Genomic DNA, 14,595 nt, shown 5'->3' on the forward strand with positions numbered 1-14,595 from the left:
ACGACGCGCCGATCTCCACCAGGGCCTGCTCGAACTGGCCTGCAGTCTCATATGCCTCCGCCGCCTACGAACCTCATTCTGAAACGATCAGTTAGACACTTTGGTCAAAAATATCATGAGTCAGACCCCGGACCCGGGACAGCACCCGCCCATCCTCCCGCCCCCATCTCACCCTCGCCCAGGGGCCGCAGGACATGCTCAATCCCCTACACGCAACACCCCGAACCTGATCCCAGCCGAGCACAACAGCACACGAAGGCGAGCGGCGCGATCAGGGGCCGCCTCACCACCAGCCTGGCCGCGCCGCCCGGACGACGTCCGGTGGCAGGACGAGGGTGCCATAGCTGATCTGCAGAGCAGCGGCGGTCGTCGTGCCGGACGTCCCGTTGTCGTATGCGGTGGTCAGGTCATTCGCCATGAAGTCCGAGCAGGCGGATCAGATCAGCGTCGGTCACCCGGTCACCACCCGGGACAGGGCTCGCGTGCTCACCGCGTTCGGGCTCAGGTGCATCGTGCCGCTCAGCGGCTGGTCGGCGACCACCACGAAGCGGACGTGCGGGACCAGTCCGGCAGCGAGGCGGGCGGCGACGGCGGAGCGTGCCGCGGTGCCGGTAGTGACGACCGTGGAGCAGCGCAGCTGGACCAGGGTGTTCACGTAGGCAACGGAGTTCGCTCCTGCGGGCAGACGATAGCGCTGCACGACGACATTCGTGTCGCTCGCGCCAGCCATTTTCTGCAGCGCGGGCCACGTGCCCGTCGCGTCCGCGTCCGTGGACGTCAGGAGGCAGACCCGGGTGGCGGTGTCCACATGCGAGACAGGAGCCGGCGCCGTCCGGCCGCGGTCCGCGCCTGAGTGGAGGAGCAGGGCCATGGTGCCGGTCACAGCCAGCACCGCCACTGCTCCCGCGCCGAGCACGACCCACGGCCGCCTGCGAGGGAGGCGGCGGGCCCGATCAGAAACCTTCAAGATTGCCGTCCTCGTCGAGCAGACGCCGTTCTTCCTCACGCCATGATTCGAACGTGATCGGCGCCCCCAGTCTGGCACCGAGCGGCGGGTGGATCTCTCCCCGCACCAGGCGGAGCAGGAACTCCGCCATTCCCATGCCGTACTCGTACTCCCGGCGGTCTCTGGGCCGGACGACCACTCGCCACTCATCCGGCTCACCTGCGCACCGCCAAAGGAAGTCGGTAGCGGCCTCGTTCGTCGCCCAGGTCAACGTCCCATCCACCGGCGGCCACTCGGCGCCATAGAGCAGGTGATCCCCGTATGGATAGCCGTCGAAGGGGGGCGTAAGGATGCCGATCGAGTCGCTGATGGCACCCAGCCCGTACACCGCGACGAAGTCACGGTAGTCAGCCGGGAGCTTCCATCCCGTATCAGCGCGCAGCGCATCCCAGTCGACCGTGTCGCCGCCATCCGGGGGCGGCTGCATTACGCGGCCCAGCTCTTCCACAGCCCAGTGCATGGTGTCCTCGTACCGATCCGTTCAGTTGGTCAGGACGTGAGGACGTCCCGGCCAGTGCATGTGCCGGCGGTGTCGCTTCGGTCCCATCTACTCCACCAGCTCCAACTCGTAAGGTGGCGTCGGCCACTCGGGCATCCAGTCCGTCTCGATCTCGCCTGCCAGCATCCACGGGAGCCATTCGCCGAACTCCACATCGGTTTCATGCCAGTCGTGCCAACTACGACGGAACACCGACACCGTCCAACGACCCCCGCCCCGGTCGGCTAGGAGTAGCTGGCCACCCTCGACGGTGTTGCCCCACACCAGGGCTCCCCCGGGCGAAGGCAGCACCAGGAGCGGAACGCCCGGCTGTCGACATGGAGTGGGGCAATGAGCCCGCGCACTGAACCCCCCGCCCTCTCCTCGCTTCTCGGACTACCGGTCCGAGCGGGCGAGGAGGAGCTGATCGAAGCGGTAGCGAAGGAGTGGGGCGTCGAGCTCCCGCCCGACTTCATCTCCGCCGTGGGGGCGTACGGCGATGTGCTGATCTGCGAGTACCACGGTTCAGCTCAGCGGTTCGAAGAACGGGCGGTCAGGCGCGAAGTTCCGAGAACACACCGTCACGTCCTCACCCCTGAGGTAAGCCAGCAACCATTCGCCGAACGTCATCTCGTGCAGAGTCCAGGCCGGACTGTCGAGCTCGGCCACCACGACGCGCCAGGGTGACGAGAAGCCATCCGGAACGCGGAGAAAAACCCATTCCCCCGTTGTGGCCGTCGCCACCGGCATCAACTCACCGGGGTTCGCCCCTACCGGACTGGGCAGGTACTCCACCATGTCCTCCTCGCGGAAGAGCTCGAGATCCCCCCTGATGGATTCCCCCAGACTGTGCAGAAGATGGCCGGCGGGGTGCTCCAGATACAGTTGATTGTTGATCTGGACCGAACCGTAGGCATCCACGATCTCACGGAAATCCGCCGGGAATTCGATTCCGAACTCTCGCCCCATTTCAATCCATGGCGCCGGATCCGTCCAGTTGAATCTGGGTTCGCCCAGCAAGGCTCGGATATCTTCGAATGTTGCCACTACTGGACCTCTTCTAGCATTTCGAGCCGATGCCGGTCTTGGAGTTGATCGCGGTGCATGAATAACTGTCCACGATCCCTCCCCCGGGTCCGTACGCGGTCATTCCCACTTGGATAGTCGTAGGAACGGCCGAGTGGGTGTCTCCGTATATGGGAACGACGGACATGAACAGGCTGTTGTTCTTATTCAGGGACTTCCACCCGAAGGCTTCCACCTTGCTTGCCATCCGGGCGTTCGCCCTGGCGTTCAAAGCCACCAAGTTTCGGACATCCTGGCCGGTACCCTTGCCCCAATAACCTATCAGGTGGCCGGCTTGCGGCCTTCCTCCTCCTGCCCTGATCTCTTCCATTCCGTCCGGATCGACGGACGGCTCGCATTCGGAGCACTTCGGCAGACCACCCGCTCCGGTGCGCGACCTGCGATCGCTCTTGGTGAGGAATGCGATGGCGCCGGTCGCCCTGCATCCCTTGTTCCCCTGGTGGTCCGTGTATTCCTCAAGACCGCCGTAGATCCGCCCGCCGTCGATCAGGGGCGTCGCATCGCACGAGCTCCTGCGCCCCTCGTCATCGTCGTCTCCGGTGCAGCCGCCGGTGGCCACGCAGACGGCGGCCGTGGTCAGGCCCGCCGCGACGGCCGAGGCCGCGTTGCGGACGGAGTTGCCGATGTTGATCCTGACCGTCGGGGGTTCGGCGGCCGTCGAGAGGGAGTGGACGGTGAGGGTGCCCTTGCCGATCGAGGCGGTGATCTTGATGGCGTTGGCGCGGATCGCGGCACGCCGGGCTGCCGCCGCGGCAGCGGCTGCGGCAGCGGCCTTGGCGGCCGCGGCGGCAGCGTCCGCGGCGCTGATGCCGCCTCCCCCGCCGCAGGAGTAGCAGTAGCCGCTTCCTCCTCCACCACCTCCTCCTCCACCGCCACCGCCACCGCCGCCGGAGGACCGGCCGCCGCTGCTGGAGTTGGTCCTGCCGTAGTGCTGCTGGCAGGACATCGACCAGACTTCGGCGCACATCCCATAGCTGCTGGTCGCGGCGCTCGTGTGGCTTGCAGCGGAGGAGTGGCTGTGGGAGGAAGAACTGGACGAGCTCCAGGAAGACAATGAGCTCAAGCCGTCGGAAATGCTCTGGGACAGCGCAGAGCAGTACTTGGCGCAGGTACCGATCAGGGCCGCGCCTAGGAGGTAGGCCCCATAACCCTCACCGATGCACAGATCCTCCAAGCAGTGCCCGCTCGGGTCCGTCCCCGTGAGCGGCGCGTCGTTCGCATACGCGTAATCGTTCGCGTTGGCGCTCTCACCCACCGCCGCGTTGTCCACCGTGTCCGCCGAGTCGAAGCTCCCGGTGCCCGGGCTGTACCAGCGGGCGTGCATGTTGACGTTGCCGGTGGCCAGGTCGGTGAACTCGCCCTGGTAGCCGACGGTGCCGGTGAGCGTGGAAGCGGTGGTCGTGCCCCAGGGGTCGTAGCTCGCGGAGCCGGCCAGTGTGGTGCCTGTCGCCGTGAACTGGCCGATGAGGTCGCCGTGCAGGTCGCTCAAGGCGAGGGTGGCGCCGGCCGCCGCCGAGGATTCGCCGGTCAGCGCGCCGGAGGGATCACGGCTGTAGGTGGTGGTGCCGTCGGAGGCCACCGTGTTGTCGGTGCCGGAGTAGGTGAGGGTGGTCGGGCCCGCGGTGATCGCCCGGCCCAGGGCGTCGTAGGTGTAGGAGGTGGAGCCGGCGGTGATCTGCTGCCCGTAGGCGTCGAAGGTGTACGCCGTCGAGCCCTTGGCCGCCAAGGTGCCCCGTGCCGTGTAGCTGTAGCTGTGGGTGCCGTCCGAGGTCAGCTGGTCGCGGGCGTTGTACGAGTACGTCGTCGACCCGGCAGTCAGGCGATTGCCATCGCCGTCGTAGGTGTAGCCGGTGGTCGTGGAGCCGGAGGTCCACGACGCCAGCCGGTTCGCGTAGTCGTAGGCGTAGGTGTTCGCCGAGGCGCCCTGCATGCCGGTCGTGGTCTTGGAGGTCAGGTTGTTGTTCTTGTCGTAGTCGTAGGCGACCTTGGCGATCGTGCCGCCGGATGTGGTGGCCAGAGCGTCGGAGGTCAGGCGGTGCAGGGAGTCGTAGCCGAAGTTGCGCACGTCGCCCGAGCTGCCGTACGTGACCGACTTGGGCTGGGATAGTGCGTTGTACTGGGAGGTCAGCGTGATGCCGGTCGCCGCGTCGGTGTCGGTTTTCAGCCGTCCGTCGGTGTCGTAGGTGTAGCTGCTGGTGCCGGAGGCGTCGGTGCGGGTGAGCGGGGACTCGTCTGCGTTGTAGGTGAAGGACGAGCTACCCGCCTGGCCGGAGGTGGTGAGGATGTCCCCGAGGGCGTTGGTGTCGTAGTACTCCGAGGTGTCCCCGACCGCGGAGGCCACCAGGTGACCATTGAGCGAGTAGGTGAAGTGGTGATCGGCGGTGGTGGCATCGGCACCCGTGCCGGTCTGCGCGGTCAGGTCGTCGAGGGCGTCGTAGGTGTTGGTGAGGGTGACGCCTCCGGGGTCGGTCTGGGTGACGAGACGGCCGCGTTCGTCGTAGGTGTAGGTGGTGGTCCGGTCGGCGTCGCTGGTGTAGCCGGTGACGGCCGGGACCTGCTTGCTCGCGGGCAGGCCGAGGGAGTTGTAGGTGGAGTAGGTGGTGTCGCCGTTGCCGTCGGTGTACGCGGTCTGATGCCCGGAGGCGTCGTAGCCGAACTTCGTGGTGATGGAGACGGTGTCGCTGACCGGTTCGGTCTGCTGGGTCACCTCGCCCAGGGCGTCGTAGTCGTAGCTCGTGGTGTGCTGGCGGGCGTCGGTGACGGTCTTCAGGTACCCGTTGTCGGTGTACGTCGCCGACGTCGAGGACAGCACGGCTCCGGCGGTGTCCAGGTTCGCGGTGGCGGTCCTGCGGCCGGCCGCGTCGTAGGTGGCCGTCTGGGCGGTCTGGTCCGGCAGGACGGTCTTGATGACGTCGTCGCGCAGGTCGTAGCTGTAGGTCGTGGTGTCGCCGGTGGTGTCGAAGACGGTGTGGGTGCGGCCCAGTCCGTCGTAGGCATACCTGGCAGTGACGCCGCTGATGGAGGCCGTGCTCGCGACCCGGCCCGCGGTGTCGTAGGCGGTGTCGGTCTCCTGCTTCGTCTGGGCGCTGGTGGAGGTGTACACGTACGCCCAGGTGCTGCTGTCGCGGCCCAGATCGTCGTAGGTGTGGTGAGTGACGGCGCCGTAGGGCGAGGTCTCGGTCAGGCGGTTGCCGGCCAGGTCGTAGGCGTAGGTGAAGGTGCCGCGCGTGTCGGTCCCGTTGATCGATATGGCCGGGTCGGTCTGCTGGACCAGGTCGCCCAACTGGTCGTAGGTGTTGTCGGTTTCGCCCTTGGCGTCGGTCTCGCTGAGGACGTCGCCCGCTGCGTCGTAGGTCCAGGCGGTGGTCGCCAACGTGCCGTTGTACGAGGGCAGCGTGGTGCCGGTCCTGCGGCCGTCGCGGTCGAAGGCGGTGGCAATGATGTGGCCGCCTGCATCCTCGGCCTCGGTGCGGTCGCCGAAGGTGTCGTACCCGTTGAACGTGGTCGGGTAGACGGTGGCGGTTTCGCCGGTGCCGGGTGTGGTGATGGTGATCGCCGGGCTCGTGGTGGTGGTCGGGCGGCCGGCCTCGTCGTTGGCGTAGTTGGTGACCTGGCTTTGGGCGTCGGTGGCGGTGAGCTTCAGGCCGCGCTTGTCGTAGGTCGCCTTGCTGGTGAGGGTGAGGGAGCTGGAGACGTACTGGGCGGCGGACTTCACGTCGCCGGCGGGGTCGTAGGTGTACGTCCACTTCTGGGCGGGGTCGCCCGCCGCGTCGGTCTGCGTCGAGGTCAGGACGCGGGAGTCGTCGTCGAAGGTGTACGCCGTGGTCCGGGCCACGGTGTTCGGATCTTCGGTACTCGCCGTGGTGCGGTCGGCGGCGTCGACCGTGTACGTCGTGGTGAGGGTGCCGTTCGCCGTGGTCTTCGCGGTCAGGTTGCCCGCGTCGTCGTAGGCGTCCTGCTCGTTGACCGAGGTCGTCCCGGACGAGCCGGTGCTGGTGATCTGCTTGGTCAGGCCGTTGTCGTAGTAGCCGTACGTGATGGTGACGCCGATGCCGTCGGTGATCGTGTACAGGCGGCCGCCCGGGTCGTAGGCCCGCTTCTCCAGCAGCTGCGGGGCAGCCGTCTGTGCGGTGACCGAGGAGCCCGTGTAGTTGGTGAGAGTGGTGTTCAGCACGTTGCCGTTGGCGTCGTGCGTGAAGGCGTAGACCTGGCCGTCGGCGTCGGTCTCGGTCGCCTTGTTGCCATAGCTGTCGTACTCGTAGCGCGTGATGTTCTGCTCGGGGTCGGTGACCGTCTTCGGCTCACCGAAGTCGTTGTATGTGCTGGAGGTCGTGCGGGCTGTGTCCCCACCGGTGGTGTCGGAGACCGTGCTGGAAAGGGGTTTGCCGTCGGGGTCGTAGGTCTTGGTCGTCAGGGCCGTGTGCACGACGGCCTGGTTGACAGCGTTCGTCGTGCCCGGGTCGAGTTCGGTCAGGAGTCGGCCCAGCGGGTCGTAGGTGTAGCGGGTGACCAGGCCCGCCGGGTAGGTGTCGGAGATCTCGGTCTTCGTCAGCACCCTGCCGAGCCGGTCGTAGGTATAGCGGGTGACCAGGCCGAGAGGTGAGGTCGCCTGGGCGAGGTCACCGTTGGCGTAGTAGAGGTACGAGGTGCTCGCGCCGCCGGACGTGGTCGTGGACGCCAGCAGGCCGGTCGGGGCGGTGGTGCCGAAGACGTAGGCGGCCGTGGTGGAGGTCGTGTACGCCTTCTTCGTCGTCAGTCCGGCGCTGTGGCCGGTGACCGCCGGGGTCGTCGTGGTGAGCAGGTTGCCGTTGGTGTCATAGACGTTGGCGGTCTGGTAGGCGGTATCCGTCGAGCTGGACGAGCGGCCGTCGGAGGAAGTCAGCAGTTGGTCGTTGCGCGGGTCGGTGTCGGAGGACGTGTTGAAGTAGTACGTGAAGTACGACGTCGAGCACTTGGAGGCCGATCGGTCCTGGCAGGACGTCCGGGACACCACGTCGCCGCGGGAGTTGTGGCCGGTGGTGGTCACGTTCCCGTTGCCGTCGGTGGTGGTGTACAGGAACCCGGAGGTGTCGTAGCCGTAGGAGGTGGTGGCTCCGGTGCCGTCGGTGTCCGCTAGGATGCGGCCGCCGTCGGAGAGGTCGTAGGTGCTGGTGAGGGTGTTGTTGCCGGGGTCGGTGACGTCGACGGACTCGGTGGCGACGGTACCGGTGGACTGCTTGTAGGCGTTCCACTGGGTGGCGACCTGGGCGGACGTCAGATTGTGGTCGTAGAAGGCGACGTCGGAGATGGAGCCCTTGAAGTGACTGACGCTGCCCGGCGAGTCGATCCAGCTCTTGGCAAAGCCCGCGCCGATGTAGGTGATCGAGTTGGACTGGTCGGCCGGGGTGCCGGAGAAGGTGTCCTGCTTGGTGCCGTCCAGGAACAGCGCCTGGCTGTCGACGTCGCAGCTGAGCACCGCGTAGTGCCACGCGTTGTCCGTGACCGTGCCCGTGGAGCCGAAGTCGGCGCCGCCCGAACCGCTCACGCTCCACCAGTGACCGCGCAGCTTGCCGTCCGAGCCCACGTACAGCACGGGCGTCCAGGAGCCGGAGGCATCCGCGGCCCCGTCGATCGCCACGGACTGGTCGCCGATCAGCACGCCGGAGGTGGATGTCTTGAACCAGATCCCCACAGAACGCTTGGTGCCGGTGTGCAGCAGGTCGGCCGGGACCGAGACGTACGAGCTCGTCCCGTCGAAGGAGGCGGCCGTGCTCGCGGAGCTGTCCTTCGCGCTGAATGGGCCGCTGACCCCGAGGGTCACGTTGTTGTACGTGCCGTCACCGCCGTTGACCTCGTCCGCGGCATAGACGGCCGAGCCGTCGGTGTTGTCGTCACCGAGCTGCCAGTAGCCGGCCGGGGCGGCGCCAAGCACCGCGCCTCGGAAGACCGCGCTGGAACCCGCGACGGTCGGCGTGCCGAGCTTCCAGCTGCCGCCGTGCTCGTCGGTGACGGAAGTGAGACGGTCGGCGTCGGTGTCGTAGGCAACCGCGGCCGTGGTGCGCCCGGCCGGGCTCGCGGCCTTGGTGAGCAGGGCTGCGCTCGCCGTGCCCGACGCGTACAGGTCGTCGACCTGGGAGGCGGTGATCGGGTGACTGTAGAAGGAGACGTCGGAGATGGAGCCGGTGAAGTAGCTGACGTCGCCCGGCGAGTCGAGCCACGAGGTGGCGAAACCGGCGCCGATGTAGGTGTAGACGTTGTCCTGGTCGTCCGGAGTGCCGGAGAAGGTGTCCTGCTTCGTGCCGTCCAGATAGAGGGTCTGGGTACTGCCGTCGGAGCTGAGGACCGCGTGGTGCCACGCGTTGTCCGTGACGGTGCCGGTGGAGCCGAAGTCGGCGCTACCCGAGCCGCTCACGCTCCACCAGTGGCCGTGCAGCTTGTTGTCCGAGCCCACGTACAGCACGGGCGTCCAGGTACCGGAGGCGGCACTCGCCCCGGTGAGGCTCTTGGACTGGTCGCCGATCAGCACACCCTTCTTGGACGTCTTGAACCACAACGACAAGGCACGCGTGGTGCTGGCGTGCAGCAGCCCTGCCGGGACCTTCACGTAGCCCGTGCCCGCGAGGGTCGCGGCCTTCGCCGTGGAGCCGGTGAGTGGGCCGGTCGTGCTGCCCAGCGTGGCATTCTGGAAACTGCCCGCGTCGGTCTGTTCATTGGCCAGGACCGAGGAGGCGGCCATGGTGCTGCCCGACGGCTCGTCCAGGCGCCAGTAACCGCTGGGGGCGGCGTCCAGAGCGGCGGAGGGGTAGTTGGACCCGTCGATGTAGATGTACGCGTAGCAGGACGTCGACGCGGTGGACGGGCTCGTGGTGGAAGGAGGGCAGACGGAGGTGAGCCGGTCGCCGGTGTAGCCGTACGTCCACAGGGCGGCGGTGGTCGCGTCGCCGCTGGTCGCGGCATCGGTGGTGACCGTCTGCACGTGGTAGTGGGCGGCCCCGGAGGGCTTGGCCCAGGCGAAGGTCAGGGTGCGCCCGGAGACGTCGTTCTTGACGGTGGCGAGCCGGTGCGAGGAGTCCTAGGTGAGCGACTCGGTCAGCCCGGCATGCGTCTTGATCTGCGACAACAGCCATATGTTGGTGCCGCCCGAGGTGCCGAAGGTGTACGTCGTACCCGAGGTCTCGGTCAGCGAGTAGCCGGACGTCAACGCCTTGAAAGTGCCGTACGTGCCGGTGGGCGGGGTGTACCCGGAGGAAGAATAGCCCCAGCGCTCCTGCTTGCCGCCGTCATCGGTGACCACCACGCTCTTGGAACCGTCGTCGTCCATCGCCGCCCGCATGTCGGCCAGCGCCGACCAGCCCGCACCGAAGGCGCCCGCGGTACTGGTGTCCAGGGAGTTGTAGGAGCGGGTCACCTCCAGGGAGGGGCCGACAGTGGAGACGGAGGCGTCCGTAGCGGAGGCAGTGTAGTTGCCGGCTTCCTCGTCGTAGCCGTGACCGCCGTTCTGCGCCAGCCGGGAAGCTACCAGCGGCTGCGCCACCAGCGTCGACAAGGGCTGGCTGCTGCTGGTGGTAGTCGACCAGCCGTCGTTCGCCGACACCGTCCAGTAGTACGACGTCGACCAGTCCAAATCCCCCGACGGCACGGTCCACTTGGTGGAGGACTGCCAGCCGGAGGTGTCGATCTGCTTGCCCGCCGAGGAGTAGACCGCGAAGTCATACTTCAGGGGCGATGTGGGCCAGGAGTCCGGGTCGACGGCCTTGACCTGCAGCTGCGGGCGCAGGGACGGCGAGGTGAAGTTCGCCTTCGGATAGGTGTGTTCGATGTCCGGCGCGGAGTTCTTGCTGTAGGTCACCGTGACGTACGGCGCGTGCGAGTCGACCTGGGAGGAGTCGAACTTCTTCCACTGGCTGGAGCTGGTCGCCGAGGAGAACACGGACAGGCCGTAGTTGTTGGTCTGACCCAGGGCGATCTTCTGCAAGTAGTCCGTATCCAGGTGAGTGGTCTGCCACTGACCCGTGCCGGTGGACACCGAGGTGTTCCCGCACACCGTGTCGGACACCGTGCCCGACCAGGTGCCTATGGAGGCGGACGTCGCCGGCCGGTTCGACCAGGACTTCTGGCCGGTCACCCACCATTGCTCCGTGATCGGGTACACGTCGTACGACGTGGATGAGTTGCACGTGTACGCCCACACGTCGAACAGATGCAGGTCGGCGCCGGTGATGTGGTAACCGTCGGTGTCCGGCAGCCCGAGGAACTTCATGAACGCCTGGCCGATGTACGAGCCGCCGTCCGGCGTACCGACGCGCATGATCGTGTCCGACGAATAGTCCGCGGTGTTCGGGTAATAGACGTACGTCGTGAGGGTCTGGCCGGCGGTCGACACCGTCATCGTCGGGTCCACCGTCACCGGGAAGTGAATCGAGGAGCCGGCGAGCCAGGAGGGATCCAGCGACATCTTCACAGCCGGGGTACCGTCGACCTCGGTGACGCTGTACGTCATGCCCCAGTTGTCGTGGGACTCACCGGTGGCAGGATCGACGTAGGAATCGCGGGCAAAGGGCTGCGGCAGGGTCGCCGCGACCGCACCACTGCCGTCCACCAACTCCACCGTGCCGTCCGAGGCCGTGGTCAGGGTGAGACCCTTGAGGGTCATCGGGAAGACCCAGTTGGTCGGCGCGTCGGCCGACGTCAGAACCAGGGACTCCTTCACACCCTCGGCGGTCGGCGCGAGCACGAGGTTGGTGTCAGTGAGGACGCCGTCGTACTCAACGGAGGAGCCGGAGGCGGTGCCGGTCACGGCGTTCGCACCCGCCAACGACCAGGAGACCGACTCTGAGTCGGAGATGGTCAGCGTCGCCAGGTCCGCTTGCGCCGAGGAGCCCGCGCTCACGGTCGGATCGGGCGAGGGGGTGGGGTCGTCGGCCTGGACGGCGGAGGTCGCCCTCCAGGGCAGCGAGGACGTGAAGGCGGCAGGTACGACCGAACCGCCGTTGCCCCGCAGGGCGGACTGCGTGACGCCGGTCGCCGCCGCTCCCGTCGCCGCCGTGGCGGGCGCAAGGGACACCTTCAAGGAGTTGGCCTTCTCGTGCCAGCGGCCGTCACCGCCCTTCGCCACACGGGTGTCGATGGACTTCCACGTCCCGGACACGTCCTTGAAGTTGATGCGGGACTGCGACATCTTCCGGGAGAAGGACCCGTCGGCGTTCTGGTAATAGTCGAACGTCGCGCCGGACTTGGCGGCCACGCGGTTACTCGTCTTCACGTCGAAACCCACCGGCACCTTGCCGGAACGTTTCTTCTCGGCCTGGATACTCGGCGCCTTCCAGGCAGCCAACTGCCCCTTGCCCCTGCCCGGCGCGCGCCCGGAGGGGTGCCCCCGGCCGGCCTTCGCGGCGCGCACGTCGCGCGCCGAGCCGGTCTTCGACCGCGGGCCCGAACCGTCCGAACCCGACAGCCACTTCCACACAGAGTCCAGCCCGATGCCCAGGGAGGAGGACGGCCGCGTCGCCGCGTAGGCTGCGCCTCCCTCCTAAGCCCAGAAGGACAGCAGCAACGGCACCACGGCCAGCCACACACGCCACCGCGACAGCGAACGCACCCCACCCACCGAACCTTTACGCATCGCACCACGACAGGAACAGCCGATGCGTCAGGTCGTCCCCTTGATCACGCAGGCCGTGACACAAGTTGTAAGCGCCGCGTGAAGGGAGAGACAAGATCTCTTGTGACGACCCGGAGTATTCCTTTGCCGCCCTTATGGACAACCCACCGGAATGCCGTCTTCCGTTCACCGTTCCGCCGCTCAGGCGCCGTGCGCCGCGGGTCTGTACGGTCTTCGGCTCTTACAAGATTCTCGTAGCCGGTGATCGCGATGGACTCTGAGGTCAGCTGAGCAGGATGCGGGGTGTCCGGCGCGGCCGTAGGTCTGCCGCTTGATCAGCTTGTTGTTGACGCCCTCGGTGCGGCCGTTGTACCAGGGCAGAGTCAGGGCGGCGTCGACGGCCGCACGGTCGCGCTCGAGGCCGGTGGCGTAAGAATGCATGAAAGGCAGGTCCGCTGCCCGGACCTGGGCGATCCAGCCGGTCAGCGCCACGGCGTTGGCCTCGCCGACCCCACAGGCCTCCGCCCCGACGGCATGTGTGGTGGTGCCTCGAGTTCCTGCAACGGTGGTACCGAGACCTGGACCAAGAGCAGGAACGGCTGGGACTGGAGCTACACCAAGACCTACCACTACAACTATCCCGACGGCTCGTCGTTGGCCCTCACCGTCAACACCACCCGCAGCCATGTGTCATACAGGGTCCACTTCAAGACCGGCCCGAGCCCACTGCCGACTGTGAAGTACCGCAGCGGCGCACCGTCCACCGCGACGCCCAGCCCCAGCCCGGGGATGGCTCCGGACCCCGACTACAAGGGGACCGCCACGGGACCGTCGTGGGGCGTGGCCGGTGAGATCGCCCTGATGGCCTGCGGCTGGGTGCCCGTGGCCGGCGCCGGATGCGACGCCGCGGACCTGGGTCGCTCCGCCGTGGACGAGGACGCGGTCGAGGTCGGCCTCGGAGCGGTCGGCTTCATTCCGCTCGCGGGCGACGCGGCCAAGCTGCCCAAGCAACTCGACAACATAGCCGACGCGATCAAGCTCGCGAACAAGATCCCCACCTCGCCGTTCTCCGCCAAGATAGACGCTTATAAGGAGCACTTGACGATGAAGGACCTCACTGGGGCGGCACGGGAATTGAAGGGAGAGCTGGTTAAGCGGAAGGCGAGCGGTGTCCCCTGGGATCATGTCGACGAGGTTCGCAACGCCCAGGGTGGCCTAATCAATCAAATCGCAGCCATCAACAGGAAGCTGGCCCATCCTTGGACGAGTGGTGCCATGCGAGACCTTCTCGTCGCCGACCTGAGGCGGGCCAGCAGAATGCTGGACTTCTCCGAGCAGTTCGTCCCCAGAATCAAGTGAGTGGAGCATGACAGTGGCGCATGATGCATATGCGCGGCAGCTGATCGCACGGGCGAAGGACGGCACCATCCCGCCGCAGGAAGTGAAGCAGATCGCCCAAGCCGTCACCGAGTGCCAGGCCGGCCGGGAGCTCTACCAGCGGCTGTACGCGGTGGCCCGTGCGGGCGGCCCGGCCTACGAGCCGCTGATCGCCACGTATCTGATCTACCCCCAGGATCCCGAGGTCTCGGCGCTTGCCGTGCAGGTGCTCACGGCGCACTGGAGAGTGGGAGCGAAATACAGGAAGCAGATCCTCGAGTTGCTGGGATCCCCCGAGTGGGACCTGGACGACGACGTGTTCATGGCCGCGGTCTCGGGGGCTGGGTGGATCCTGCACGACGGGTTCGACGCCGAACTCCTCCGTGCCCTGCTGAGGCTCGCCGAGGAAGGCCGCGGTGAGTACAACGACGATCTTATGCAGGGTCTCGCGGTGGAGGCAGTCGCCCGCGCGCTGGGCGCCAGCCACGCCGAGTTGACCAGACTGCCCGAGGGAGTCACCCGTGCGGAGTGGTCGCGGGGCTTGCTGAGGGCCGCACATGACCGACTGCACGAGGCTGCGCGTCAGCCCTGAATCCGCTGCCACCCAAGCAGGCCCCGGCCGGACGTCGTCCGGCCGGGGCCTGCTGAGCCTCGAAGACCTGCTGCAGCACGCGATGCGCATACATGATCTTTTCGACGAGCTGAATTTGCAGGAGCGAGGCCGGGTGTGGACACAGAAGGAGTTCATGCTCGGTTTCGTAGGTGATGTCGGAGATCCGGCCAAGCTGGGACCCTTTCGTACGACGAGCAGGGCAACACCACCAACAGCTACGGCCTCACCAGCATCGCGCGTGCCTTCACCTGGGACATCGAAGGCGAGCTCACCCGCCTCACCGAAGGCACCAAGGCCACCGACTACCAGCGCCCAGCGCTATTACGCGGCTGGCGACGCCACCGCCGTCCGCACCGAGACCGGCCTGAAAAGGAAGTCACAGCCGCCGGATCGCCCGCACATGTCTCTTCCCACAGCCGCTTCGCTCGGTCGGTCGGCACATCCGCTGGTTCGGT

The 14,595-nt window shown here is 67.1% G+C and carries 9 protein-coding genes and 1 pseudogene; 2 read left to right on the top strand and 8 right to left on the bottom strand.

Annotation, left to right across the window (positions count from 1 at the left end; all coding sequences use genetic code 11):
• Positions 1 to 283: 283 nt before the first annotated feature.
• From ACGFYV_RS33260 to ACGFYV_RS33295, 8 genes and pseudogenes are all read right to left on the bottom strand, one after another.
• Positions 284 to 418, bottom strand: coding sequence for a hypothetical protein (locus tag ACGFYV_RS33260; RefSeq protein WP_393882248.1), 135 nt, complete (start codon positions 416 to 418; stop codon positions 284 to 286).
• A gap of 33 nt (positions 419 to 451) precedes the next feature.
• Positions 452 to 892: a hypothetical protein gene (locus ACGFYV_RS33265; RefSeq protein WP_393882249.1), complete on the bottom strand. Its 441-nt coding sequence runs from the start codon at positions 890 to 892 to the stop codon at positions 452 to 454.
• A gap of 61 nt (positions 893 to 953) precedes the next feature.
• Positions 954 to 1,466 (bottom strand): hypothetical protein, encoded by a 513-nt coding sequence (locus ACGFYV_RS33270; RefSeq protein ID WP_393882250.1) that lies wholly within the window; start codon positions 1,464 to 1,466, stop codon positions 954 to 956.
• Between the two features lie 87 nt (positions 1,467 to 1,553).
• Positions 1,554 to 1,769: a hypothetical protein gene (locus ACGFYV_RS33275; RefSeq protein ID WP_393882251.1), complete on the bottom strand. Its 216-nt coding sequence runs from the start codon at positions 1,767 to 1,769 to the stop codon at positions 1,554 to 1,556.
• 240 nt (positions 1,770 to 2,009) lie between these two features.
• Positions 2,010 to 2,531: an SMI1/KNR4 family protein gene (locus ACGFYV_RS33280; protein ID WP_393882252.1), complete on the bottom strand. Its 522-nt coding sequence runs from the start codon at positions 2,529 to 2,531 to the stop codon at positions 2,010 to 2,012.
• 13 nt (positions 2,532 to 2,544) lie between these two features.
• On the bottom strand, positions 2,545 to 9,525 hold the full coding sequence (locus tag ACGFYV_RS33285) for a LamG-like jellyroll fold domain-containing protein (protein ID WP_393882253.1): 6,981 nt from the start codon (positions 9,523 to 9,525) through the stop codon (positions 2,545 to 2,547).
• A gap of 96 nt (positions 9,526 to 9,621) precedes the next feature.
• Entirely contained in the window at positions 9,622 to 11,949 is a 2,328-nt protein-coding gene (locus ACGFYV_RS33290) for a DUF6531 domain-containing protein (protein ID WP_393882254.1), read from the bottom strand.
• 507 nt (positions 11,950 to 12,456) lie between these two features.
• Positions 12,457 to 12,636, bottom strand: a pseudogene (locus ACGFYV_RS33295) (transposase); the annotation flags it as partial.
• Between the two features lie 375 nt (positions 12,637 to 13,011).
• Between ACGFYV_RS33295 and ACGFYV_RS33300 the strand changes: the two are divergent.
• Positions 13,012 to 13,509, top strand: coding sequence for a polymorphic toxin type 28 domain-containing protein (locus tag ACGFYV_RS33300; protein ID WP_393882282.1), 498 nt, complete (start codon positions 13,012 to 13,014; stop codon positions 13,507 to 13,509).
• 7 nt (positions 13,510 to 13,516) lie between these two features.
• Complete coding sequence (locus ACGFYV_RS33305; protein ID WP_393882255.1) at positions 13,517 to 14,119, top strand: hypothetical protein; 603 nt, start codon at positions 13,517 to 13,519, stop codon at positions 14,117 to 14,119.
• Positions 14,120 to 14,595: the final 476 nt, after the last annotated feature.

Origin of the sequence: Streptomyces sp. NPDC048297 (assembly GCF_043201585.1) — a bacterium.
Lineage (GTDB): Bacteria > Actinomycetota > Actinomycetes > Streptomycetales > Streptomycetaceae > Streptomyces.